General features: G+C 54.4%; 21 protein-coding genes and 1 riboswitch. Of the genes, 6 read left to right on the forward strand and 15 right to left on the reverse strand.

Going from position 1 to position 24,355, the window contains the following annotated elements; translation table 11 throughout:
• Positions 1–71: 71 nt before the first annotated feature.
• The 14 genes from murG to leuO form a co-directional block, all read right to left on the reverse strand.
• Positions 72–1,139 carry an undecaprenyldiphospho-muramoylpentapeptide beta-N-acetylglucosaminyltransferase gene (gene murG, locus K8W53_RS18565; RefSeq protein ID WP_000016613.1) on the reverse strand — a complete coding sequence of 356 codons (1,068 nt, stop codon included), beginning with the start codon at positions 1,137–1,139 and terminating at the stop codon, positions 72–74.
• Complete coding sequence (gene ftsW, locus K8W53_RS18570; protein ID WP_001239803.1) at positions 1,136–2,380, reverse strand: cell division protein FtsW; 1,245 nt, start codon at positions 2,378–2,380, stop codon at positions 1,136–1,138. Before ftsW ends, murG begins: the two co-directional genes overlap by 4 nt.
• Entirely contained in the window at positions 2,380–3,696 is a 1,317-nt protein-coding gene (gene murD / locus K8W53_RS18575) for a UDP-N-acetylmuramoyl-L-alanine--D-glutamate ligase (RefSeq protein ID WP_058654848.1), read from the reverse strand. Before murD ends, ftsW begins: the two co-directional genes overlap by 1 nt.
• A gap of 2 nt (positions 3,697–3,698) precedes the next feature.
• Positions 3,699–4,781 (reverse strand): phospho-N-acetylmuramoyl-pentapeptide-transferase, encoded by a 1,083-nt coding sequence (gene mraY, locus K8W53_RS18580; protein ID WP_000964138.1) that lies wholly within the window; start codon positions 4,779–4,781, stop codon positions 3,699–3,701.
• Positions 4,775–6,133 carry a UDP-N-acetylmuramoyl-tripeptide--D-alanyl-D-alanine ligase gene (gene murF / locus K8W53_RS18585; protein ID WP_000626633.1) on the reverse strand — a complete coding sequence of 453 codons (1,359 nt, stop codon included), beginning with the start codon at positions 6,131–6,133 and terminating at the stop codon, positions 4,775–4,777. The genes mraY and murF overlap by 7 nt, the downstream gene beginning before the upstream one ends.
• Positions 6,130–7,617 carry a UDP-N-acetylmuramoyl-L-alanyl-D-glutamate--2,6-diaminopimelate ligase gene (gene murE, locus K8W53_RS18590; protein ID WP_000775073.1) on the reverse strand — a complete coding sequence of 496 codons (1,488 nt, stop codon included), beginning with the start codon at positions 7,615–7,617 and terminating at the stop codon, positions 6,130–6,132. The genes murF and murE overlap by 4 nt, the downstream gene beginning before the upstream one ends.
• Positions 7,604–9,370 carry a peptidoglycan glycosyltransferase FtsI gene (ftsI, locus tag K8W53_RS18595; RefSeq protein ID WP_000642235.1) on the reverse strand — a complete coding sequence of 589 codons (1,767 nt, stop codon included), beginning with the start codon at positions 9,368–9,370 and terminating at the stop codon, positions 7,604–7,606. The genes murE and ftsI overlap by 14 nt, the downstream gene beginning before the upstream one ends.
• 15 nt (positions 9,371–9,385) lie before the next feature.
• The gene (ftsL, locus tag K8W53_RS18600) at positions 9,386–9,751 is read right to left on the reverse strand and encodes a cell division protein FtsL (RefSeq protein WP_000625651.1); all 366 of its coding nucleotides are present in this window, start codon (positions 9,749–9,751) and stop codon (positions 9,386–9,388) included.
• A complete protein-coding gene (rsmH, locus tag K8W53_RS18605) occupies positions 9,748–10,689 on the reverse strand; it encodes a 16S rRNA (cytosine(1402)-N(4))-methyltransferase RsmH (protein WP_000970433.1) in 942 nt (313 codons plus the stop codon). Before rsmH ends, ftsL begins: the two co-directional genes overlap by 4 nt.
• Position 10,690: 1 nt before the next feature.
• Positions 10,691–11,149, reverse strand: coding sequence for a division/cell wall cluster transcriptional repressor MraZ (gene mraZ, locus K8W53_RS18610; protein WP_000488294.1), 459 nt, complete (start codon positions 11,147–11,149; stop codon positions 10,691–10,693).
• A gap of 605 nt (positions 11,150–11,754) precedes the next feature.
• A complete protein-coding gene (gene cra / locus K8W53_RS18615; RefSeq protein ID WP_000762406.1) occupies positions 11,755–12,759 on the reverse strand; it encodes a catabolite repressor/activator in 1,005 nt (334 codons plus the stop codon).
• A 283-nt stretch (positions 12,760–13,042) separates the two neighbouring features.
• Complete coding sequence (gene ilvN / locus K8W53_RS18620) at positions 13,043–13,534, reverse strand: acetolactate synthase small subunit (protein ID WP_001563086.1); 492 nt, start codon at positions 13,532–13,534, stop codon at positions 13,043–13,045.
• 2 nt (positions 13,535–13,536) lie between these two features.
• Positions 13,537–15,261: an acetolactate synthase 3 large subunit gene (ilvI, locus tag K8W53_RS18625; protein WP_000425620.1), complete on the reverse strand. Its 1,725-nt coding sequence runs from the start codon at positions 15,259–15,261 to the stop codon at positions 13,537–13,539.
• 321 nt (positions 15,262–15,582) lie between these two features.
• Positions 15,583–16,527, reverse strand: coding sequence for a transcriptional regulator LeuO (leuO, locus tag K8W53_RS18630; RefSeq protein ID WP_001115420.1), 945 nt, complete (start codon positions 16,525–16,527; stop codon positions 15,583–15,585).
• Positions 16,528–17,183: 656 nt separating this feature from the next.
• Here leuO and leuL point away from each other — a divergent pair.
• The 5 genes from leuL to leuD all read left to right on the forward strand — a co-directional run bounded on the left by leuL (position 17,184) and on the right by leuD (position 22,039).
• Positions 17,184–17,270 (forward strand): leu operon leader peptide, encoded by an 87-nt coding sequence (gene leuL, locus K8W53_RS18635; protein ID WP_001575587.1) that lies wholly within the window; start codon positions 17,184–17,186, stop codon positions 17,268–17,270.
• A gap of 87 nt (positions 17,271–17,357) precedes the next feature.
• The gene (leuA, locus tag K8W53_RS18640; protein WP_000082819.1) at positions 17,358–18,929 is read left to right on the forward strand and encodes a 2-isopropylmalate synthase; all 1,572 of its coding nucleotides are present in this window, start codon (positions 17,358–17,360) and stop codon (positions 18,927–18,929) included.
• A complete protein-coding gene (gene leuB / locus K8W53_RS18645) occupies positions 18,929–20,020 on the forward strand; it encodes a 3-isopropylmalate dehydrogenase (RefSeq protein ID WP_000042325.1) in 1,092 nt (363 codons plus the stop codon). The genes leuA and leuB overlap by 1 nt, the downstream gene beginning before the upstream one ends.
• 2 nt (positions 20,021–20,022) lie before the next feature.
• A complete protein-coding gene (gene leuC / locus K8W53_RS18650) occupies positions 20,023–21,423 on the forward strand; it encodes a 3-isopropylmalate dehydratase large subunit (protein WP_001140632.1) in 1,401 nt (466 codons plus the stop codon).
• A 10-nt stretch (positions 21,424–21,433) separates the two neighbouring features.
• Positions 21,434–22,039 (forward strand): 3-isopropylmalate dehydratase small subunit, encoded by a 606-nt coding sequence (gene leuD / locus K8W53_RS18655; RefSeq protein ID WP_000818267.1) that lies wholly within the window; start codon positions 21,434–21,436, stop codon positions 22,037–22,039.
• A gap of 285 nt (positions 22,040–22,324) precedes the next feature.
• Here the strand turns inward: leuD and sgrT are convergent, their stop codons facing one another.
• Entirely contained in the window at positions 22,325–22,447 is a 123-nt protein-coding gene (gene sgrT, locus K8W53_RS18660) for a glucose uptake inhibitor SgrT (RefSeq protein ID WP_001248755.1), read from the reverse strand.
• Between the two features lie 92 nt (positions 22,448–22,539).
• Here sgrT and sgrR point away from each other — a divergent pair, with 92 nt between their 5' ends.
• The gene (sgrR, locus tag K8W53_RS18665; RefSeq protein WP_023232756.1) at positions 22,540–24,198 is read left to right on the forward strand and encodes an HTH-type transcriptional regulator SgrR; all 1,659 of its coding nucleotides are present in this window, start codon (positions 22,540–22,542) and stop codon (positions 24,196–24,198) included.
• A gap of 46 nt (positions 24,199–24,244) precedes the next feature.
• Positions 24,245–24,344, forward strand: a riboswitch (TPP riboswitch).
• Positions 24,345–24,355: the final 11 nt, after the last annotated feature.

The following is a 24,355-nucleotide window of genomic DNA, read 5'->3' on the forward strand; positions in this document are numbered from 1 at the left end:
GCGTTGGCTTGCCTGCAACCCAAATTATTGAGGGTAGAAAAACCCTGCGATGCAAAAGGCACCGCCACAAATTATGTCCGGGCAACCCGGCTGACTTCACTGGCGACGCGCTCGGTAGCATCCGGAATGGATACCGCGCGGGCACGCTCCGCCATGGTTAACAACGCCTCGCGCGACCACCCCGCCAGGGTGTCGGCGACAGCCTCTACAGTAAACTGCGGCTGCTCAAAAATCTTAGCTGCGCCGGCGTTTTCTAACGGTAGCGCATTCCAGTACTGCTGCCTGTCTTTATGCTGAAACGGCACGAATATCGCCGGTAATCCGGCGGCGGCGATCTCGCTCACCGTTAAAGCGCCGGAACGACATACCACCACATCCGCCCACGCATAGGCGGCGGCCATGTCATCGATAAATTCCGTTACCTTATGTTGCGGTTGTCCCGCCCCGGCATATGCCTGCTCTACCGTGAGCTGCGCGCCTTTTCCGCTTTGATGCCAGATTGTAACCGTATCGCCCAGTCTGGCGGCAACCTGCGGCATCGTCTGGTTCAGGACTCGCGCCCCCTGAGAACCGCCGACCACCAACACGCGAATCGGGCCGTCACGACCGGCCAGACGCACCTGCGGCAACGGCAACGCCAGTACGTCGGTACGCACCGGGTTACCCACCACTTCCGCGTTCGGAAACGCACCGGGAAACGCCTGCATCACTGTGGTCGCGATTTTGGCCAGCCACTGATTGGTTAGCCCGGCGATACCGTTTTGCTCATGCAAGACGACCGGAATACCCAATGACCAGGCGGCAAGACCGCCGGGGCCGGAAACATAACCGCCCATTCCCAGCACGACATCCGGCTTAAACCGCTTCATGATCGCCCGAGCCTGCCGCCAGGCGTTAAAAATCCGCAGCGGCGCCGCCAGAAGCGCTTTTACGCCCTTACCGCGCAGACCGGAGATCCGAATAAAGTCAATGTCGATGCCATGCTTCGGCACTAAATCCGCTTCCATACGATCGGCGGTACCCAGCCAGCGAACCTGCCAGCCCTGGGCCATTAAATGATGCGCAACGGCCAGTCCCGGGAACACGTGCCCGCCGGTACCGCCCGCCATCACCATTAACCGCTTCGGTTGACCACTCATCGAGAACCTCGTGTAAACGCCTGCGCTTTTTCCAGACGCGTTTCATAATCAATACGTAATAAAAACATAATGGCCGTCGACATAATCAACAGACTCGACCCGCCATAACTGATCAGCGGCAGCGTAAGGCCTTTGGTCGGCAGCATCCCCGCAGCCGCGCCAACGTTTACCAGCGCCTGGAAACTAAACCAGATACCGATAGAACACGCTAAAAATCCGGAAAAACGGTGGTCAATCTCCAATGCCTTACGGCCAATCGACATCGCGCGAAAAGCGACGAAGAATACCATTAAAAGCGCCAATACCACACCGATATAACCCAGTTCTTCCCCAATAATGGCGAAGATGAAATCGGTGTGCGCCTCCGGCAAATACTCCAGTTTCTGCACCGAATTCCCCAGCCCTTGCCCCCATATCTCACCGCGACCAAAAGCCATCAGCGACTGCGTCAGCTGATAACCGCTGCCGAACGGATCTTCCCAGGGGTTCCAGAACGAGGTAACGCGGCGAATACGATACGGTTCGGCGAGGATTAACAGAATCACCGCCGAGATGCCCATCCCGATAATGGCGATGAACTGCCATAATTTCGCCCCGGCAAGAAACAGCATCGCCAGCGTGGTGACAAACAGTACGACCACCGTCCCGAGGTCAGGCTGCGCCAGCAGTAACACCGCCAGCACCAGAATCACGCCCATTGGTTTTAAAAAGCCGCGCAGGTTATTTCGCACTTCATCAACCTTACGCACCAGATAGTTCGCGAGGTAGCAGAACAGCGACAGCTTGGTAAACTCCGCAGGCTGAATACGCAGCGGCCCCAGCGCAATCCAGCGCGACGCCCCGTTAACCGAGCTCCCGACGACCAGCACGATAAGCAGCATAATGATCGACGCAATCAGCATCGTCGTGCTGTATTTTTGCCAGAAGGTCATGGGCAAACGTAGCGTGACCATCGCCAGACAAAATGCCAGGAAGATATAGAGCGCATCACGTTTGGCAAACAAAAACGGATCGTTCGCCAGGCGCTGCCCGACTGGCATGGAGGCCGACGTCACCATGACAAAACCAATCGCCGCCAGCCCGAAGGTCAGCCATAGCAGCGTGCGGTCATACATGATCAGACTGTCGGCGTCTTTATCGCGCGAAGCCATCACCCAGCCTTTAAGCGCCGCAAACAGCCAGGCCAGGAGGCCAAAGCCTGGTACGCGCGGCATTCTCAGACGGGGGAGAGATAAACGCATCAACCTAACTCCTTCGCCAGACGGGTAAAGACATCGCCCCGTTGCTCAAAATTTTTAAACTGATCGAGGCTGGCGCAGGCGGGCGACAGCAGCACCATATCACCCGGCTGAACACGCGGCGCCAGCAAACGCATCGCCTCTTCCATCGTCTCAGTCTGTTGGGCGATTTCCGGACGCAGCGCGGCAAGCTGCGCGCCATCGCGCCCAAAGCAATACAGGCGGATACGATCGCCGGTCAGATAGCGCGCCAGCGGAGAAAAGTCTGCCGACTTACCGTCGCCGCCCAGCAGCAGATGCAGCGTACCGTCCACATGCAAACCGTTTAGCGCCGCTTCGGTACTGCCGACATTGGTCGCTTTCGAGTCGTTGATCCAACGTACGCCGTTATGCTCCAACGCCAGCTGGAAGCGATGCGCCAGACCGGTAAATGTCGTCAACGCCTTCAAACTGCTGGCGCGCGGCAGACCTACGGCATCCGCCAGCGCCAGCGCCGCTAACGCATTGGTATAGTTATGCTGCCCGGGAAGCTTCATCTCTTTCACGTTCAGCACCTTCTCGCCTTTGACTCGCAGCCAGGTTTCGCCCTGCTGACGATTAAGGTGATAATCACCCATATTGACGCCAAAGCTGACGCAGCGCTCATCGGCCCCGCGTACCGGCATCGTCAACGCGTCATCGGCATTCACCACGCACACTTTAGCCTTCTCGTAGACGCGCAGTTTCGCCGCCCGGTACTGTTGCAAACCAAACGGATACCGGTCCATATGATCTTCAGTGACGTTGAGCACCGTTGCCGCCGCCGCTTGCAAACTTGACGTGGTTTCCAGTTGGAAACTGGATAATTCCAGCACGTACAATTCGCGATCGGCATCCAGCAGCATCAGCGCCGGAAGACCGATATTGCCGCCAACGCCGACATTGACGCCCGCCGCTTTCGCCATCTCGCCCACTAAGGTGGTCACGGTGCTTTTGCCGTTTGAGCCGGTGATGGCTACAATCGGCGCTTGCGCTTCGCGGCAAAACAGTTCGATATCGCCGACAATTTCTACTCCAGCGCTGGCGGCAGCGCTCAGCGAAGGGTGCGCCAGAGCAATACCAGGGCTGGCGACGATTAAATCCGCCGCTAAGAGCCACTCGTCGTTCAGGCCGCCAACGTGACGCTCAACCTCTTGCGGCAGCTTATCCAGACCCGGCGGCGTCACGCGAGTATCCATCACCCGCGGCGTCACGCCGCGGGCGAGAAAAAAGTCCACGCAAGAGAGTCCGGTTAAGCCCAGACCAATAATGACGACGTTTTTGTCCTGGTAATCAGCCATGATTAACGTACCTTCAGCGTTGCCAGGCCAATCAGCACCAGCATCAGCGAAATAATCCAGAAGCGCACAATCACGCGCGGTTCCGGCCAGCCTTTCAGTTCATAGTGGTGATGGATAGGCGCCATACGGAAAATACGCTGTCCGCGTAGTTTAAAGGAACCTACCTGCAGGATGACCGACAGAGTTTCCACCACAAAGACGCCGCCCATGATCACCAGCAGAAATTCCTGACGCAGCAGCACGGCGATAATGCCCAACGCGCCGCCCAACGCCAGCGATCCGACATCGCCCATAAAAACCTGCGCCGGATAGGTGTTAAACCACAAGAATCCTAATCCCGCGCCGACAATCGCCGTACAGACAATCACCAGCTCGCCCGCATGGCGTAAATACGGAATATGCAGGTAATTGGCGAAGTTCATGTTCCCGGTCGCCCAGGCCACCAGCGCAAAGCCGGCGGCAACGAAAACAGTCGGCATAATCGCCAGACCATCAAGCCCGTCGGTCAGGTTTACGGCATTACCCGTACCGACGATGACAAAGTAGGACAGCAGAATGTAAAACAGCCCCAATTGCGGCATAACATCTTTAAAGAACGGCACCACCAGTTGGGTCGCGGGCGTGTCTTTCCCGACGAGATAAAGCGCAAAGGCCACGCCGAGCGCGATAACCGACATCCAGAAATATTTCCAGCGCGCAATCAGCCCTTTGGTATCTTTCCGCACCACTTTGCGGTAATCATCGACAAAACCGATAATGCCGTAGCCAATCAATACCACCAGCACGCACCAGACGTACGGGTTAGACGGGTAAGCCCATAACAGAACGGAAATCACAATCGCCGTCAGGATCATGATGCCACCCATCGTCGGCGTACCGCGTTTACTGAAGTGCGATTCCGGGCCATCGTTACGTACCACCTGGCCAAAAGAGAGTTTTTGCAGACGAGCGATCATACGCGGGCCCATCCATAAAGAGATGAACAGCGCGGTCAACAGGCTGACGATGGCGCGAAACGTCAGATAAGAAAAGACGTTAAAGCCGGAATAATATTTGACCAAATGCTCGGCCAGCCAAACTAACATGAACCTTTCTCCTGTAACGCATGAACCACATCTTCCATCGCGGCGCTGCGTGATCCTTTCACTAAAATAGTCATCATTGGTTGCTCCTGAAGCAGAGCGTGTAAACGCGCAATGAGCGCGGCTTTATCGGCAAAATGTTCGCCGACGCCGCTGGCGTGGCTGATAGCCTGACTGAGTTTTCCGGTGCTTAACACGCGATCAATACCCGCCGCTTTTGCGGCCTCGCCAACCTGGATGTGGCACGCTTCGCTTTCTGCGCCCAGCTCGGCCATATCGCCTACCACCAGCACGCGGTATCCGGGCATTTCAGAAAGGACCTGCACTGCGGCGGTCATCGAACCGACGTTGGCGTTATAAGCGTCATCCAGTACCAGTTGGTTTTCACTTAGTTGAATCGGGAACAGACGCCCGGGTACGGCTTTTAACGCCGCCAGCCCTGCTTTAACCGCCGCCAGCGTCGCCCCCACCGCCATTGATAAAGCAGCGGCCGCCAGCGCGTTGGCAATATTGTGCCGCCCCGGCAACGGCAGCAGCACATCAATGCTGCCCATCGGCGTTTGCAGGGTAAATTCGGTACCGTGTGACGTCACGTGGATATTCGCAGCGGTAAAGTCGCTGTTTGCCGCATTCGGCGAAAAGCGCCACACCTGACGATCGCCAATAATGCTTTGCCAGTTCAGCCAGTCATTATTATCGGCATTCATAATCGCGATACCGTTCTCAGGCAAACCGGTATAGATTTCGCCTTTCGCTTTCGCCACGCCGGCCAACGAGCCGAAACCTTCCAGATGCGCCGCCGCCAGGTTATTGACCAGCGCCGCTTCCGGGCGCGTCAGGCTAACGGTCCAGGCGATTTCTCCCTGGTGATTAGCGCCTAACTCGATTACCGCATAGTCATAATCATGGTTTAAGCGCAGCAGCGTTATCGGCACGCCGATGTCGTTGTTAAAATTGCCTGCGGTATACAGAGTATTTCCGCACTGGCTAAGAATCGCGGCTGTCATCTCTTTGACCGAGGTTTTGCCGGACGAACCGGTTAACGCCACCACCCGCGCCGGTACCTGCATACGTACCCAGGCGGCCAGTTGGCCAAATGCCTGACGCGTGTCTTTTACAATCACCTGCGGAAGATCGATATCCAGAGGACGACTGACCAGCAGGGCGCCAGCGCCGTTCGCTTTTGCTTTATCAGCAAAATCATGCGCATCAAAGCGTTCCCCTTTCAGCGCCACGAACAGGCATCCCGGCGTCACTTTCCGTGTGTCGGTAATGACCGTATCGAGCGTGAGATCCGCCCCGCGGTGTTCGGCGCCAAGGACATCGGCAATTTTGCTGAGCGTTACGCTAATCATGCGATCACCCCCAGCAAACGCGCTGCGGTCACGCGGTCTGAATAATCAAGACGCTGCGTGCCGACAATCTGGTAATCCTCGTGCCCTTTACCTGCAATCAGCACGACGTCATTGTCTTTTGCCTGCATAATGGCATTGGTTACCGCCTCAGCGCGGCCTTCCATTACCCTGACCTGCCCGGCGTCCAGCATTCCGGCCAGAATATCGTTGATAATGGCGCGCGGCTCCTCGGTACGCGGGTTATCGTCAGTCACCACGACGATATCCGCGAATTCTTCGGCAATGGCCCCCATGAGTGGGCGCTTACCTTTGTCACGATCCCCGCCACAGCCAAAGACGCACCACAATTTTCCGGCGCAGTGCAGGCGCGCCGCCTGCAACGCTTTTTCCAGCGCATCCGGCGTGTGCGCGTAATCCACCACCACCGTCGGTTTGCCAGGCGCAGTGAACACTTCCATACGCCCGCAAACCGGCTGCAAACGCGCGGCGGTTTTCAGCAAATCCGTTAACGGATAGCCCAGCGCCAGCAGCGTCGCCAATGCCAGCAGTAAGTTGCTGACGTTAAACGCGCCCATCAGGCGGCTTTCGATTTCGCCTTCACCCCAGCTTGAAGCAAAACGAATCGTCGCTCCGCGGTCGTGGTACTCCACCGCCTCCGCTTTCAGCCAACGACCGTGACAGTTAGGGTTGATATGCCCTTCCATTGATACCGCGACCGCATCGGGTAGCGACGCCAGCCAGCGGCGTCCAACTTCATCATCGGCGTTGACGATTGCCTGACCGTGATGGTGGGTGGAATAAAGCATCCATTTTGCCGCCTCGTAATGCGCCATATCGCCATGATAGTCGAGATGGTCGCGGCTCAAATTAGTAAACACGGAGGCGGCAAATTTCAGCGCTGCCACGCGATGCTGCACCAGGCCGTGAGAAGAGACTTCCATCGCGCCGAAGGTCGCGCCCTGCGCAACCAGACTGGCCAGCACATGCTGAACATCCACTGCGGAACCGGTTGTGTTCTCCGTCGGGATCACTTTACCCAACAGTCCGTTGCCTACCGTCCCCATCACTGCGCTGGTTTCGCCGAGCAACTGGCTCCACTGCGCCAGTAGTTGGGTGGTGGTGGTCTTGCCATTGGTGCCGGTCACCGCCACCAGACGCATGTTTTCAGATGGCTCATGGTAAAAGCGGCCCGCCAGCGCAGATAAACGCTCATTGAGCTGGCTGAGATAGACGACCGGTACGCCGTGCATTTCGCGAATCTCACCGTCGCTCGCCTCGTCTTTCGCCTCTGCAATAATGGCAGCTACGCCTTGCGCTATCGCCTGCGGGATATATCGACGCCCGTCCGCCTGATGACCCACCACTGCCACAAAGAGATCGCCCGCCGCAGCCACACGGCTGTCGAGCGTCATCTCTCGCAGTTCTCGCGCGGGTAGTCCAGCCACCCACGGAGCAAGAAGGTCGCGCAAATTACGATCTGCCACCTGTTCCCTCGCCTTGATTAATTACGAATTCATTTTTTTCGCCCGTTGCCAGCGCGTCCGGTTCGATGTTCATGGTGCGCAGAACGCCGCCCATGATGGCACCAAATACCGGCGCGGAAACGGCGCCGCCGTAGTATTTACCCGCCTGCGGATCGTTGATGACAACCACCAGCGCGAAGCGCGGCTGACTCGCAGGCGCGACGCCTGCGGTGTAAGCAATGTATTTGTTGATGTAGCGACCGTCCGGCCCCACTTTTTTCGCCGTACCGGTTTTAATCGCGATACGGTAGCCTTTAATTGCCGCCTTCACGCCGCCGCCGCCCGGCAGCGCTACGCTTTCCATCATATGCACCACGGTGCGTACGGTGGATTCAGGGAAGATGCGTTCGCCGGGTACAGGCGGATCAACTTTGGTAATCGACAGCGGGCGATAAATGCCATAGCTGCCGATCGTTGCATAGACTCGCGCTAACTGTAACGGCGTTACCATTAGCCCGTAGCCGAAAGAGAAGGTGGCCCTCTCTATGTCGGACCACCGTTGTTTTTGAGGATATAAGCCACTGCGTTCTCCGACCAACCCCAAATTGGTCGCCTTTCCTAGCCCAAAACGTGAGTAAGTATCTACTAACGCTGAGGACGGCATCGCTAACGCCAGTTTGGATACACCGACGTTACTCGACTTCTGTAGAACCCCGGTCAGGGTTAATTCGCTGTAGCGCGCCACGTCTTTAATTTCGTGGCCGTTAATTCGGTATGGAACGGTATTCAACACCGTATTTTCGTTGACGATACCGCGCTGAAGCGCAGTCATCACCACCATCGGCTTAACCGTAGAACCCGGTTCAAACACGTCGGTGATGGTACGGTTACGCATCGCGTCTTTCGGCGTACCGGCAAGGTTGTTGGGGTTATAGGAAGGGCTATTCGCCATCGCCAGTACTTCACCGGTATTGACATCGACCAGCACCGCGCTACCGGATTCCGCCTTGTTAAACGCCACCGCGTTGTTCAGTTCGCGGTAAACCAGCGCCTGTAAGCGTTCATCAATGCTTAACGCCAGGTTGTGCGCTGCCTGACTGTCAGTGGAGGAGATATCCTCAATCACGCGACCATAGCGGTCTTTACGCACGATTCGCTCGCCAGGCTGACCGGTAAGCCACTTATCAAAGCTCTTTTCAACGCCTTCAATCCCCTGACTGTCGACGTTGGTAAAACCGATGAGGTGAGCGGTTACTTCTCCTGACGGGTAGTAGCGGCGTGATTCTTCACGCAAATGAATCCCCGGCAGTTTGAGTTTTTTGATGTAGTCCGCCATGTCAGGATTTACCTGGCGCGCCAGATAAATAAAACGCCCTTTCGGGTTGGCGTTGATACGGGCGGAGAGCTGATCGAGCGGGATATTTAGCGCAGTAGAAAGCGCTTTCCAGCGATCGCCGACGCTGATGCCGCCGGCGTCATGAACTTCTTTCGGGTCGGCCCAAATCGCCTTAACCGGTACGCTGACCGCCAGTGGACGCCCGGAACGGTCGGTAATCATACCGCGTGAGGTGGAGACTTCCTGAACACGCAGCGAACGCATATCGCCCTGACGCACCAGCATATCCGGGGCGATAATCTGTAGCCACGCCGCGCGTCCAAGTAAAAAAACCAGCGCCAGTAAAATACAGCCGCACAGCAACGCAAAACGCCAACTGATGAAGTTGGTCTGTTCTTCCTGGCGCTTCGATTTTTGCGTTTTTGCCGCTGCTTTCATGCGTCGCGTTTATCCTTATTTTTGCACTACGATATTTTCTTGGGACGGATCAACATGCTGCATTTGCAGCTTTTCCGTTGCGATCCGCTCCACCCGGCTGTGATCGCCGAGCGCATTTTCTTCAAGGATCAGGTTGCGCCATTCAATGTCCAATGCATCGCGCTCCAGAACCAGTTGTTCACGCTGCGCGGTGAGTAAACGAGTATGGTGCGCCGTCGTGACCACCGTCACCGCCGTTAAAATGATGCAAATGAACAAGCAGAGTGGCAGCTTCCCGAACCGCAAAAGATCGTCACCGATCACGCCAGGCAAGGCATGGCGCTCGTTGCTTCCTATCGATCCCTTCACTTTGCTTAGGGCTTCTGTCACTCTGCTGATCATGCGTTCGTCCTCTCTGCGATACGCAGAACTGAACTACGGGCCCGAGGATTTTCAGCTACCTCTTTTTCACCCGGCATCAACTTGCCTAACGCTCGTAACTCACGACCGCCCAGTTTTTTGAGCTGCGCTTCCGTCATCGGTAATCCCGCCGGTACCTGCGGACCGCGGCTTTGCTCACGCATAAAGCGTTTCACAATACGGTCTTCCAGCGAGTGGAAACTGATGATTGAAAGCCGCCCGCCTGGGGCCAGTACGCTGAGCGAGCTTTTTAGCGCCTGCTCTATCTCCTCCAGTTCACTGTTTACCCAGATGCGCACCGCCTGGAAGGTACGGGTCGCGGGATGTTTGAATTTGTCTTTTACCGGGGTCGCCGCCGCAACCACCTCCGCCAGCTCTTTGGTGCGGGTCATCGGCTGTTCGCGATTGCGCTCAACAATGGCGCGAGCAATACGTTTGGCAAAACGCTCCTCGCCGAATGTTTTCAGCACCCAGGCGATATCCGCCTCCTCCGCCGTTTGTAACCACTCGGCGGCAGACTGGCCGCGCGTCGGGTCCATTCGCATATCCAGCGGACCGTCGCGCATAAATGAAAAACCGCGCTCCGCATCGTCAAGCTGCGGAGAAGAGACGCCAAGATCGAGAAGGATCCCGTCAATCTTGCCGGTAAGCTCGCGCTCGGCGACATAATCAGCCAGCGCGGAAAAAGGTCCATGAATGATGGAGAAGCGAGGATCATTGATGGCCTGCGCAACGGCGATCGCCTGCGGATCGCGATCGATCGCCAGCAAGCGCCCCTCTTCGCCCAGTTGCGAGAGGATCAGGCGCGAGTGGCCGCCGCGACCAAATGTGCCATCAATATAGATACCATCCGGACGAATATTCAGCCCATTAACGGCTTCATCCAACAGTACCGTAGTGTGTTTAAAATTTTCCATCATCTTATAGAGACAAGTCCTGCAGCCGCTCCGATAACGTTTCGGTAGCTGACTGTTCAGCGTCGATATCTTCCTTGACCTGTTGATACCAGGTCGTTTCATCCCACAGCTCAAATTTGTTGAACTGTCCAACCAGCATCACTTCTTTCGTCAGTCCGGCATGTTGCCGCAGAACTGGCGCGATCAGTAATCGACCTGCACCATCCATCTGACATTCGCTGGCATGGCCCAACAGTAAACGCTGTACGCGACGTTCTACCGGGTTCATGCTCGACAGACGAGATAACTTTTGCTCAATAATTTCCCATTCAGGCAGGGGGTAAAGCAGCAGGCATGGGTGATGGATGTCAATGGTACATACCATTTGACCGGTAGCGCTCTCGATCAGTTGCTCCCGATAACGGGTCGGCACGGTCAGGCGCCCTTTACTGTCGAGATTGACTAACGTTGCCCCCCGGAACATGCCAGTCTCACCCCTTCTTACCACTTTATCCCACAAATTCCCACTCGAAGGAGTTTACGGAGCGGAGGAAAAGCTTGTCAAGCAAGTCACAACGCTTACCTAAGTAAAAAAGCCAATGTTTACGGCGAATATCTGCGTTGATTAATTTCCACCCAGCGTGCAAGTCAAATTAACGTTATGAATATTTGTAAGAAAAAAACCAAAGACCCACCGCCGTTTAAAACGGACTCAATATAATCCGAGAAAAATATAAAGTGTCAGTTTGCGACGCGAGCGGCATTTTAGGACATATTGCACCGTGTTAACAGTGCCTGTTTAACGTGTGCGGTGCCTGCTATACCAGCGCCTACGAGCGACTGTCGCGCCAAAGACAAAAAGTGGCTGTTAATTCGACGATTTCTTGCCTGCTTGTAACAAAACAATACAAAGGAAAAGACTCGTTACGTCTTAATTAGTGGAATGTGGACGATTTCGGACAAAAGAAAGGTAATAAAAAAGAATTTTCGGATAATTTTAAGGAATAATCTTAATTATTTAAGGGATATTTTTACTGATACGCATTTGTTTGACGGCGGCAGAAGAGAGAGTCTTTTACCGCCGGTCCTTTAGCTACGGCTCAGAATGCCGCGACGATACAGGTTTCGCCGAATACGCGTTAAGCCAGGTTTCGGTTTACGCGGTTCATCAAGACTTGCCAGCACAATCTCCAGCACGCGTTCCGCGACATCACGATGACGCTGCGCCACCGCCAGTACCGGGCATTGCAGAAAATCCAGCAGCTCATGATCGCCGAAGGTCGCAATCGCCAAATCCGAGGGCAGTTTTCCATCGCGCCGCAGCGTAACGTCCATCACGCCCTGTAATAGCGCGAATGATGTCGTAAAGAGCGCCTGCGGCATAGGATGCGTTTCCAGCCATTTCTCAAACAGCTGCGCGGCGGCTTCGCGCTCATAGCTGTTGGCATATAAGAAATTCACCTCCCGCGGATCGTCTTTCCATGCGGTGCGGAACCCCTGCTCGCGCAGGAAACTGACGGACAACTCCGGCAGCGCGCCCAAATAAAGCACCGTTTCCGCCGGGAATTTACGCAGCTCTTCCGCCAGCATCTCGGCATCATCCTGATCGGCGCCGACCACGCTGGTGAAATGTTCGCGATCCAGCGCGCGGTCGAGCGCGACGATGGGGAACGGATCGTTGGCCCAGCGCTGATAGAAGGGATGCTCCGGTGGTAACGAAGTTGAAACAATGATTGCATCCACCTGGCGTTGCAAAAGGTGCTCAATGCAGCGCATTTCGTTATCGGGCTGATCTTCAGAACAGGCGATCAGCAGTTGGTAGCCACGCTGGCGTGCCTGGCGCTCAAGATAGTTTGCGATACGGGTGTAGCTCGTGTTTTCAAGGTCCGGGATCACCAGACCAATGGAACGTGTGCGTCCAGCACGCAGCCCGGCAGCCACAGCGTTAGGATGGTAATTGTGCTCACGCACTACCGCCATGACTTTTTCTACGGTTTTGTCGCTCACGCGGTATTGCTTTGCTTTACCGTTTATAACGTAGCTTGCAGTTGTGCGCGAGACACCGGCCAGCCGAGCGATTTCATCCAGTTTCACAATTGCCCCTTGTGTAAATTGTACAAACCATAACCTTTATGTCGGCATGGGTTAAAATCGTTAACATCTAAGCGCAGTTTGATCACTCCGGCAACCGCTTTTATTCCGGGTTACCACGGATTTCGCAAAAAAAAGCCCAACCGGTGATATTGGGTTGGGCGATAATTCCTGTTGGCTGATATCCGGCAAACCTGCCTGATGGCGCTACGCTTATAGGATCTGGGCCAGATATCAGCCTGCAGGCCGGATAAAACGCAAGCGCGTCGTCATCCGGCGAATCTGCTCAGCGCATAATCTTATCGCCGCGCGAAAGCCCGACGACGCCTGAACGCGCCACTTCAACAATTTTCGCCACGTCGCGCAGCGAGGCCAGAAAAGCATCCAGTTTATCGCTGGTGCCCGCCAGTTGAACGGTATACAGCGTTGGCGTAACGTCAATAATCTGACCACGGAAAATTTCCGTATTACGCTTCACCTCTTCCCGTCCGTAGCCGCTGGCCTGGATTTTCACCAGCATGATTTCCCGCTCAACGTGCGCTCCCTGTCCCAGTTCGCTGACGCGCAGCACATCAACCAGCTTGTGCAGTTGCTTTTCAATTTGCTCAAGCACTTTTTCATCGCCTACCGTCTGGATAGTCATGCGCGACAACGTCGGATCGTCTGTCGGCGCGACGGTCAGGCTTTCAATATTATATCCGCGTTGCGAAAAGAGGCCGATAACCCGCGATAACGCCCCAGATTCGTTTTCCAGTAATACCGATAAAATCCGGCGCATCATCAGGTCCTCTCCGTTTTGCTTAACCACATTTCGTCCATCCCGCCCCCGCGAATCTGCATTGGATAGACATGCTCGCTGCCATCAACGGTGACATCGACGAACACCAGTCGGTTATTACGCACATGCTCAAGGGCTTCGCTGAGTTTACTTTCCAGCTCATCCGGACGGTTAATCTGCAGCCCGACATGGCCATATGCTTCCGCCAGGCGCACAAAATCCGGTAACGACTGCATATAAGACTGAGAATGGCGACCGGAATAGATCATATCCTGCCACTGTTTCACCATCCCCAGATAACGGTTGTTCAGATTCAGAACCAGTACCGGCAGTTCATACTGTAAGGCTGTCGATAGCTCCTGAATGTTCATCTGTATACTGCCATCGCCGGTCACGCAGACCACCATTTCTTTCGGCAGGGCCATTTTAACGCCCAGCGCAGCCGGTAGGCCAAAACCCATCGTGCCGAGCCCGCCGGAATTAATCCAGCGACGTGGTTTATCGAACGGGTAATAGAGAGCGGCAAACATCTGATGTTGTCCTACATCGGACGTCACGTACGCGTCGCCCTTCGTCAGACGCCAGAGGGTTTCAATCACCGCCTGGGGTTTAATGCTTTCGCTTTCCGCGTCATATTTCAGGCACTGACGGGCGCGCCAGCTCTCTATCTGCTGCCACCAGTCGCGAATATCATCCTGCGGCTGAGACGGCGCATCCTGCGCCAGTAGCTCCAGCATTTGTTCCAGTACCAGGCGGGCATCGCCCACCACCGGGATATCAGCGTTAACCGTTTTGGATATGGACGTCGGGTCAATGTCGATGTGTAATACCGTCGCGTTCGGACAATATTTAGCGAGATTATTCGTCGTGCGGTCGTCAAATCGTACGCCAACAGCGAAAATCACGTCGGCGTTATGCATGGTCATATTGGCTTCATAAGTGCCATGCATTCCCAGCATTCCTAACGACTGGCGATGAGTAGCAGGAAACGCGCCCAGTCCCATTAATGAAGAGACCACCGGCAGGTTAAAGGTTTCAATGATGTGGCGCAGCGGCACATAGCAGGCCGCGCTTATCGCCCCTCCCCCAACGTAGACCACCGGCTTTTTTGCCGACGCCAGCGTTTGCAAGGCACGCTTAATTTGTCCTTTATGTCCTGATGTTGTGGGATTGTAAGAGCGCATACTGACCGTTTCCGGCCAGACATACGGCATTTTTTTCGCCGGATTCAAAATATCTTTCGGCAAATCCACGACCACCGGCCCAGGACGTCCGCTTGCCGCCAGCCAGAAGGCCTTTTTAAGCACCTGGGGAATATCTTCCGTCTGTTTGACCAGGAAGCTATGTTTGACCACCGGTCGGGAAATCCCCACCATGTCGCACTCCTGAAAGGCATCATAGCCAATCAATGAGGTGGCGACCTGGCCGGAAAGAATCACCAGCGGAATGGAATCCATATAGGCCGTAGCAATCCCGGTAATCGCATTGGTCGCTCCCGGTCCGGAAGTCACCAGCACCACGCCAACGTCGCCAGTGGCTCGCGCCAGGCCATCCGCCATATGCACCGCGGCCTGCTCATGACGCACCAGCACATGATCGATCCCTCCAACGGTATGTAGCGCATCATAAATATCAAGCACTGCGCCTCCAGGATAGCCGAACACCTGCTTTACGCCTTGATCGATAAGCGATCGGACGACCATCTCGGCTCCAGACAACATCTCCACGGCTTGCCTCCACTTTATACCTGTCATCACGGTTTGACGGACACCTTAACCGCTCGCTATCACGACTGGCAATTGGGTGGAATGACGTAAAGATGGGGAAGGTTAGAATAATCAGGAGGCAAGAAGAGAAGAAATGGAGAAATACTCCGTCTGAATCACACCAGGTAATAAATAATCGCTTATAAATGCAGACTTACAGCAATTCATCTATTTTTCACAACGACGAAAAGAATCGCTCACCGTTAATTCAGCATAAAATTTTTTATATACGCTAAAAAGCAGAATAAACCAGAATTTGTTTCTGATTTATTCTGCCCGGTTTTATCGCTTACAAACAGAAACTAATAAATCTTCCATCCATTGGTGCCCTTTATCACGCCCAGCCGCTTCATGCCAGGAAAGGTAGCATGTCCGGCTATTCAGTTTTAAAGGCAACGGCAATATTTGCAGATCCAGCGATTCCGCAAACTCTTCCGCCAGCCAGCGCGGGGCAATAGCGACCAAATGCGTCTGCGAAACCACGTTCAGAACGCTGATAAGCGCCATGCCCTGATAAGCCACGCTCGACTGTTTATCCGGCGTGTCATACCACGGCTGACTAAATGACGCATAACGATCGAGAGAAACAACCGCATGTTGTTCATTATAAACATCGCCTTCCAGTAGCGGGCCGCTAATACGCGGGTGTTTTCGGCTGGCGACTAAAACCATTTCATCTTTAAATAGCGGTACGCTGGTAAACTCAGGACGACGGAATTCTTCATAACTAATAACGAACTCGGTTTCCTGATAGCGTAACTGATGCTCAGTATTCTGATTCAACGACGCTTTAAAAACGACATGAATATTTGGCGCAATTTTTTCTACACGATTATAAATCTGTGACGTCAGGATATTATCCAGCGGACTGCACACGCAAAGATTGAATACACGTTCGCTGCTGGTCGGCTCAAACCCCGATCCCGGCAATTCATTTTGCACCAATTGCAACGCCTGACGGACTGAACCAAATAACTGAAATGCACGGGCAGTCGGCTGAATTCCTCGTCCATATCGAACAAAAAGTTCGTCATTAAACATAACCTTCAGACGCGCTACGGCGTTACTGACCGCAGGCTGCGACATTCCCAGCGTGTGGGCGGCGCGCGTAATATTCTGCTCTTGCATTACCGCATCGAACACGGTCAATAGGTTCAAATCAACCATGCGAAGCTGTGGTTTGCCCATATCTAAAAGATGCGGCTTTTCGGTTTTGACCTCTGGCATATTTAACTCCACTGTCACGCTTAACTCCCTTTTTCTGGCTGAAGGCAGAAATAATTCCTGAAAATATGATTTACCATGCATATAAAATAAGAAAAAGGGAAAGCGTTAAAATTCGGAAAACATAAAGACGCTGACAGAGACAAATAGAATGCCAGCGCAAGCGTAATGTGTCCTGAGTCACACCATTGCGATTCATAATGTTTAAATTACGCAAGCAATATAACCATAACTATGGCGAATACACAATCATACACCAAGTGAATGATCATTTAAGTTTCAATTAAATGTTTATATTATTAATAGCTAAAAAGTTAACATTAATTTATCAATAACTTTATCCTTATCCATTAAGTAAACAAGGTTATTTGTTAAAATATAAAACAAATCAAAAAGATAAACCAAACCTTTAGCATACCTTTAACAGTCCATTCCCCTAACCAATTTGCAAACAAAAATGCCTAAATATTTCAAACAATGAAAAGTATGAATGTCCACTCGTTCTTTTATCCTTTATTGGACGCGCAGCCCAGCACAATTAGCTAAAGTACGTATCCGGATATCGTCAACAAAATGCAATGGCGACAGAAAATAGAGTTGACATTAAACGGCATATCCAGTACCACTAAAAGCATAACGCATTCGCTGGAGCTGAATTAATGTCACATATCGTTCGTTTCACTGGGCTACTACTACTCAACGCATTTATTGTGCGCGGTAGACCGGTGGGCGGCATTCAACATTAAGTCAGCTCGAAGTCAAACAAAACCCGCGCCGTTGCGCGGGTTTTTTTATGCCTGACGCAAGGCGCCCCTGGAGACAAGGACCACATCATGAGCCAGCAAGTCATTATTTTTGATACGACCTTACGCGACGGCGAACAAGCGTTACAGGCCAGCCTGAGCGCGAAAGAGAAGCTGCAGATTGCCCTGGCCCTTGAGCGCATGGGTGTTGATGTCATGGAAGTAGGCTTCCCGGTCTCTTCTCCGGGTGATTTTGAATCTGTCCAAACCATCGCCCGCACCATCAAAAACAGCCGCGTTTGCGCCCTGGCGCGTTGTGTAGAAAAAGACATCGACGTCGCGGCACAGGCGCTGAAGGTCGCCGACGCGTTTCGCATCCATACTTTTATCGCCACCTCGCCAATGCACATCGCCACCAAGCTGCGCAGCACGCTGGATGAGGTCATCGAACGCGCGGTATACATGGTTAAGCGGGCGCGTAATTACACTGATGACGTAGAGTTCTCCTGCGAAGATGCTGGCCGGACGCCTGTTGACGATCTGGCGCGCGTGGTGGAAGCCGCTATAAACGCCGGCGCGAGAACCATTAATATTCCCGATACCGTGGGCTATACCATGCCGTTTGAGTTTGCGGGAATCATTTCCGGCCTGTATGAACGTGTCCCCAATATCGACAAAGCTATCATCTCCGTTCATACCCACGACGATTTAGGGATAGCAGTAGGCAACTCGCTGGCGGCAGTACATGCGGGCGCGCGTCAGGTTGAAGGCGCGATGAACGGTATCGGAGAACGTGCCGGTAACTGCGCACTGGAAGAAGTGATCATGGCGATTAAAGTGCGCAAAGACATCATGAACGTACACACCAACATCAATCACCACGAAATCTGGCGCACCAGCCAGACCGTCAGCCAGATCTGTAACATGCCGATCCCGGCCAACAAAGCGATTGTCGGCAGCGGCGCTTTCGCCCACTCTTCCGGCATCCACCAGGATGGCGTCCTCAAGAACCGCGAAAACTATGAAATCATGACGCCAGAGTCCATCGGTCTGAATCAGATACAGCTGAACCTGACCTCCCGCTCTGGCCGTGCCGCCGTGAAGCATCGCATGGAAGAGATGGGTTACAAGGACACAGACTACAACATGGACCACCTGTACGACGCGTTCCTGAAGCTGGCGGACAAAAAAGGCCAGGTGTTCGACTATGACCTGGAAGCGCTGGCCTTTATTAATAAACAGCAAGAAGAACCAGAGCATTTCCGTCTGGATTACTTCAGCGTGCAGTCCGGCTCCAGCGATATCGCCACCGCTTCCGTGAAGCTGGCCTGTGGTGAAGAGATCAAGGCCGAAGCGGCGAACGGCAACGGCCCGGTCGACGCCATCTATCAGGCGATTAACCGCATCACTGGCTACGACGTTGAGTTGGTTAAATACGACCTGAACGCCAAAGGCCAGGGCAAAGACGCGCTGGGTCAGGTCGATATCGTCGTGAACCATCATGGTCGCCGCTTCCACGGCGTCGGGCTGGCGACGGATATCGTCGAATCCTCCGCCAAAGCGATGGTGCACGTACTGAACAATATCTGGCGCGCCGCCGAAGTTGAAAAAGAATTGCAACGCAAAGCTCAAAATAAAGAGAACAACAAGGAAACCGTGTAATGTCGAAGAACTATCATATTGCCGTACTGCCGGGCGACGGTATCGGCCCGGAAGTCATGGCGCAAGCCCTGAAAGTTATGGATGCGGTACGCAGCCGTTTTGATATGCGTATCACCACCAGCCACTATGACGTCGGCGGTATTGCTATCGACAATCATGGTCATCCACTGCCGAAAGCCACCGTTGAAGGGTGCGAGCAGGCGGATGCCATTCTGTTTGGCTCCGTCGGCGGCCCGAAATGGGAAAATTTGCCCCCGGAAAGCCAGCCAGAGCGCGGCGCTCTGCTGCCGCTGCGCAAACATTTCAAATTATTCAGTAACCTGCGTCCGGCGAAACTGTATCAGGGACTGGAAGCATTTTGCCCGTTGCGCGCCGATATCGCCGCTAACGGTTTCGATATCCTGTGCGTGCGCGAGCTGACCGGCGGGATCTATTTCGGACAGCCAAAAGGCCGCGAAGGCAGCGGTCAGTACGAAAAAGCCTTTGATACCGAAGTTTATCACCGCTTTGAGATCGAGCGCATTGCCCGTATCGCCTTTGAATCGGCGCGTAAACGCCGCCGTAAAGTCACCTCTATAGATAAAGCCAACGTACTGCAAAGCTCTATCCTGTGGCGTGAAATCGTCAATGATGTCGCGAAAACGTATCCCGATGTGGAACTCGCGCACATGTATATCGATAACGCCACCATGCAGTTGATTAAAGACCCGTCGCAGTTTGACGTACTGCTGTGTTCTAACCTGTTCGGCGACATTCTGTCCGACGAATGCGCCATGATCACCGGCTCAATGGGGATGTTGCCCTCCGCCAGCCTGAACGAGCAAGGGTTTGGCCTGTATGAACCGGCTGGCGGCTCCGCGCCGGATATCGCCGGGAAAAATATCGCCAATCCAATTGCGCAGATCCTGTCGCTGGCGCTGCTGCTGCGCTACAGCCTGGATGCCAACGATGCGGCAACAGCCATTGAACAGGCGATCAATCGCGCATTAGAAGAGGGCGTTCGCACCGGCGATTTAGCCAGGGGCGCTGCCGCAGTCAGTACCGATGAGATGGGCGATATTATCGCCCGCTATGTCGCAGAAGGGGTGTAATCATGGCCAAAACGTTATACGAAAAATTATTTGATGCCCACGTGGTCTTTGAGGCGCCAAACGAAACGCCGCTGCTGTACATCGACCGCCACCTGGTGCATGAAGTCACCTCTCCGCAGGCGTTTGACGGTCTGCGCGCGCACCATCGTCCGGTACGTCAGCCAGGGAAAACCTTCGCCACGATGGATCACAACGTCTCGACGCAGACTAAAGACATTAATGCTTCTGGTGAAATGGCGCGTATCCAGATGCAGGAGCTGATTAAGAACTGTAACGAGTTCGGCGTCGAGCTGTATGACCTGAATCACCCGTATCAGGGCATCGTCCATGTGATGGGGCCGGAACAGGGCGTCACCCTGCCGGGCATGACCATCGTCTGCGGCGACTCCCACACCGCCACCCACGGCGCGTTTGGCGCGCTGGCCTTCGGCATCGGCACTTCTGAGGTAGAACATGTACTGGCGACGCAAACTCTGAAACAGGGGCGCGCTAAAACCATGAAGATTGAAGTCACGGGCAACGCCGCGCCGGGCATTACCGCCAAAGACATCGTGCTGGCGATCATCGGTAAAACCGGCAGCGCCGGCGGCACCGGGCACGTGGTTGAATTTTGCGGCGACGCTATCCGCGCGCTGAGTATGGAAGGCCGCATGACTCTGTGCAATATGGCGATTGAGATGGGCGCCAAAGCCGGTCTGGTCGCCCCGGATGAAACCACTTTCAACTACGTAAAAGGGCGTTTGCACGCGCCGAAGGGCCGCGATTTTGACGAAGCCGTCGAGTACTGGAAAACGCTGAAAACCGATGACGGCGCGACTTTTGATACTGTCGTCACCCTGCGAGCAGAAGAGATCGCGCCGCAGGTGACCTGGGGCACGAATCCGGGCCAGGTGATTTCCGTCACCGACATCATCCCCGATCCCGCCTCCTTTAGCGATCCGGTTGAGCGCGCCAGCGCCGAAAAAGCGCTGGCTTATATGGGCTTACAGCCGGGCGTACCGTTAACGGACGTTGCTATCGATAAAGTCTTTATCGGCTCTTGTACCAATTCGCGCATTGAAGATTTGCGCGCGGCGGCGGAAGTCGCCAAAGGGCGCAAAGTTGCGCCGGGCGTGCAGGCGCTGGTGGTGCCGGGTTCAGGTCCGGTGAAAGCGCAGGCGGAAGCGGAGGGTCTGGACAAGATCTTTATCGAAGCAGGATTTGAATGGCGCTTACCGGGCTGTTCCATGTGCCTGGCCATGAATAATGACCGCCTGAACCCGGGCGAGCGCTGCGCCTCCACCAGCAACCGTAACTTTGAAGGTCGTCAGGGCCGCGGGGGTCGCACGCATTTAGTCAGCCCGGCGATGGCCGCCGCTGCCGCCGTTACCGGCCACTTCGCCGATATTCGCAGCATCAAATAAGGAAACTACCATGGCAGAGAAATTTACCCAGCATACCGGCCTGGTTGTCCCACTGGATGCCGCCAACGTCGATACCGATGCAATTATCCCTAAACAGTTTTTGCAGAAGGTTACGCGCACCGGTTTTGGCGCCCATCTGTTTAACGACTGGCGCTTCCTGGACGAAAAGGGCCAACAGCCAAATCCGGAATTCGTGTTGAACTTTCCGGAATATCAAGGCGCGTCGATACTGTTGGCGCGGGAAAACTTTGGCTGCGGCTCGTCACGCGAGCACGCGCCGTGGGCGTTGACCGATTACGGCTTTAAAGTGGTGATCGCGCCAAGCTTCGCCGACATCTTCTACGGCAACAGTTTCAATAATCAACTGCTGCCGGTAACCCTGAGCGACGCACAGGTCGATGAGCTGTTTGCCCTGGTGAAAGCCAATCCGGGCATTAAATTTGAAGTGGATCTGGAAGCACAGGTGGTGAAAGCAGGCGATAAGACCTACAGCTTTAAAATCGACGACTTCCGCCGCCACTGCATGTTGAACGGTCTGGACAGCATTGGGCTGACGCTGCAGCACGAAGACGCGATTGCCGCCTACGAAAATAAACAACCGGCATTTATGCGGTAACCCTTGACGCCTTACCGGGCCTACAGGTTATGCAATATCACCAGGTTGCCACTATATCCTGTAGGCCTGATAAGCGTAGCGCCATCAAGCTCCGGGTTACTCATCAGTCGCTCATGCCGGGGATATTCCGGCATTTTTTATACGATTTTTACTCGCCCGGTCACCACCTGCGTGACCACAGAAACAGCCGAAATAAAAAAAGCCAGCAGGTATTATCTGCTGGCGGGTGATTTTAGGCTATCGCCTACACCAATACTCAGTCACACATGATGTCTGCAATTGGCTTCAATCGGTCGCCTCCCACTGCATCAGTTCCGCGAGCATTTTTAAGCGCTGCGGCGCGCTCAGGCAAGCCAGCCAGGACGTTTTTTCCGTCGCGGCAAAATATCTCAACCAGAACTGGCGCATAGTGACCTCTTCCTCTTGCTTCATCGAAAGATATTATTGGCCTAATATAGGGATAATAAAATTGCTGAGTTTTTCATCGGAGTTCCCCTTTTATGCCCTCAGGTCGCCTGCAACAACAATTTATCCGTCTCTGGCAATGTTGTGACGGTAAAACGCAAGACACCACGCTTAATGAGCTGGCGGATCTGCTGAACTGTTCGCGTCGCCATATGCGTACGCTGCTAAATACGATGCAGGCGCGCGGTTGGCTAACATGGGAGGCCGAGGTTGGACGCGGAAAGCGTTCGCGTCTGACGTTCCTGTATACCGGACTGGCGCTGCAACAGCAGCGGGCGGAAGACCTGCTGGAACAAGATCGAATCGATCAACTGGTACAACTGGTCGGCGATAAAAGCGCTGTCAGGCAAATGCTGATTTCCCATCTGGGACGCAGCTTCCGCCAGGGGCGGCATATTCTGCGGGTTCTTTACTACCGTCCGATGCACAATCTCCTGCCGGGAACCGCATTACGTCGCTCGGAAACTCATATTGCCCGGCAAATTTTCAGTTCGCTCACGCGGGTAAATGAGGAAAACGGGGAACTGGAAGCGGACATTGCGCACCACTGGCAGCAAATTTCCCCTTTACTGTGGCGCTTCTACCTGCGCCCCGGCATTCATTTTCATCATGGCCGCGAGCTGGAGATGGAAGATGTCATCGCCTCGCTGACGCGTATCAATACGCTTCCGCTTTACTCGCACATCACAAAAATAGATTCCCCTACCGCGTGGACGCTGGATATTCATCTTTCCCAGCCGGATCGCTGGTTGCCGTGGCTGCTGGGCCAGGTCCCGGCGATGATTTTGCCGCGGGAGTGGGAAACGCTGGCTAATTTCGCCAGCCACCCTATCGGCACCGGGCCTTATGCCGTGCGGCGTAATACGCCGAACCAACTCAAGATACTCGCCTTTGATGACTACTTCGGCTATCGGGCGTTGATAGACGAAGTGAACGTCTGGGTACTGCCGGATATCAGTGAAGAACCGGCCTGCGGCTTGATGCTGGAAGGGCCGATACAAGGCGGTGAAAAAGCGATAGAAAGCCGACTGGAAGAGGGGTGCTATTACCTGCTATTCGACGCCAGAACGCCGCGCGGCGCGCATCCGCAGGTCAGAGAATGGGTAAGCCACGTCCTCTCCCCCACCAATTTACTCTATCATGCCGATGAACCGCTACAGCAGCTCTGGTTCCCGGCCTATGGGCTTTTACCGCGCTGGCATCACGCCCGTCCAGGCCCGGGCGAAAAACCCGCCGGGCTGGAAACCCTCACGCTGACCTTCTATCGCGAACACATTGAGCACCGGGTTATCGCCCGTATCATGAGCGCGCTTCTGGCTGAACATCAGGTGCATCTGCATATTCAGGAGATCGACTACGATCAATGGCACGCCGGCGAGATCGAAAGCGATATCTGGCTCAATAGCGCTAACTTTACGCTGCCGCTGGATTTCTCGCTGTTCGCGCACCTGTGCGAAGTACCGCTCTTGCAGAACTGCATTCCGCGCGACTGGCAGGGCGACGCCGCGCAGTGGCGCGCTGGCGAGATGAACCTGGCGAACTGGTGCCAGCAGCTGCTGACCAACAAAGCGATTGTGCCGCTGATCCACCACTGGCTGATTATCCAGGGACAGCGCAGTATGCGCGGGCTGCGCATGAATACCCTCGGCTGGTTTGATTTTAAATCGGCGTGGTTTGCGCCGCCGGATCCTTAACGCCAGCTCTTGATTGCTGCCCGGCAACAAAATCACTACACTAACGCCGAACTCAACGGGGTGCCGCGCTCATGCGCGCGCTGAGAAAATACCCGTCGAACCTGATCCGGATAATGCCGGCGAAGGGATTTGAGGCTACCTCTCAAGTCCTTTGCCA

The organism is Salmonella sp. A29-2, assembly GCF_020150755.1.
Lineage (GTDB): Bacteria > Pseudomonadota > Gammaproteobacteria > Enterobacterales > Enterobacteriaceae > Salmonella > Salmonella enterica.

What these genes read in the sequence shown, in the direction of transcription:
- murG (WP_000016613.1), bottom strand. Translation starts at nt 1,139, where the DNA reads ATGAGTGGTCAACCGAAGCGGTTAATGGTGATGGCGGGCGGTACCGGC.
- ftsW (WP_001239803.1), bottom strand. Translation starts at nt 2,380, where the DNA reads ATGCGTTTATCTCTCCCCCGTCTGAGAATGCCGCGCGTACCAGGCTTT.
- murD (WP_058654848.1), bottom strand. Translation starts at nt 3,696, where the DNA reads ATGGCTGATTACCAGGACAAAAACGTCGTCATTATTGGTCTGGGCTTA.
- mraY (WP_000964138.1), bottom strand. Translation starts at nt 4,781, where the DNA reads ATGTTAGTTTGGCTGGCCGAGCATTTGGTCAAATATTATTCCGGCTTT.
- murF (WP_000626633.1), bottom strand. Translation starts at nt 6,133, where the DNA reads ATGATTAGCGTAACGCTCAGCAAAATTGCCGATGTCCTTGGCGCCGAA.
- ftsI (WP_000642235.1), bottom strand. Translation starts at nt 9,370, where the DNA reads ATGAAAGCAGCGGCAAAAACGCAAAAATCGAAGCGCCAGGAAGAACAG.
- ftsL (WP_000625651.1), bottom strand. Translation starts at nt 9,751, where the DNA reads ATGATCAGCAGAGTGACAGAAGCCCTAAGCAAAGTGAAGGGATCGATA.
- rsmH (WP_000970433.1), bottom strand. Translation starts at nt 10,689, where the DNA reads ATGATGGAAAATTTTAAACACACTACGGTACTGTTGGATGAAGCCGTT.
- mraZ (WP_000488294.1), bottom strand. Translation starts at nt 11,149, where the DNA reads ATGTTCCGGGGGGCAACGTTAGTCAATCTCGACAGTAAAGGGCGCCTG.
- ilvN (WP_001563086.1), bottom strand. Translation starts at nt 13,534, where the DNA reads ATGCGCCGGATTTTATCGGTATTACTGGAAAACGAATCTGGGGCGTTA.
- leuO (WP_001115420.1), bottom strand. Translation starts at nt 16,527, where the DNA reads ATGCCAGAGGTCAAAACCGAAAAGCCGCATCTTTTAGATATGGGCAAA.
- leuL (WP_001575587.1), top strand. Translation starts at nt 17,184, where the DNA reads ATGTCACATATCGTTCGTTTCACTGGGCTACTACTACTCAACGCATTT.
- leuA (WP_000082819.1), top strand. Translation starts at nt 17,358, where the DNA reads ATGAGCCAGCAAGTCATTATTTTTGATACGACCTTACGCGACGGCGAA.
- leuB (WP_000042325.1), top strand. Translation starts at nt 18,929, where the DNA reads ATGTCGAAGAACTATCATATTGCCGTACTGCCGGGCGACGGTATCGGC.
- leuC (WP_001140632.1), top strand. Translation starts at nt 20,023, where the DNA reads ATGGCCAAAACGTTATACGAAAAATTATTTGATGCCCACGTGGTCTTT.
- leuD (WP_000818267.1), top strand. Translation starts at nt 21,434, where the DNA reads ATGGCAGAGAAATTTACCCAGCATACCGGCCTGGTTGTCCCACTGGAT.
- sgrT (WP_001248755.1), bottom strand. Translation starts at nt 22,447, where the DNA reads ATGCGCCAGTTCTGGTTGAGATATTTTGCCGCGACGGAAAAAACGTCC.
- sgrR (WP_023232756.1), top strand. Translation starts at nt 22,540, where the DNA reads ATGCCCTCAGGTCGCCTGCAACAACAATTTATCCGTCTCTGGCAATGT.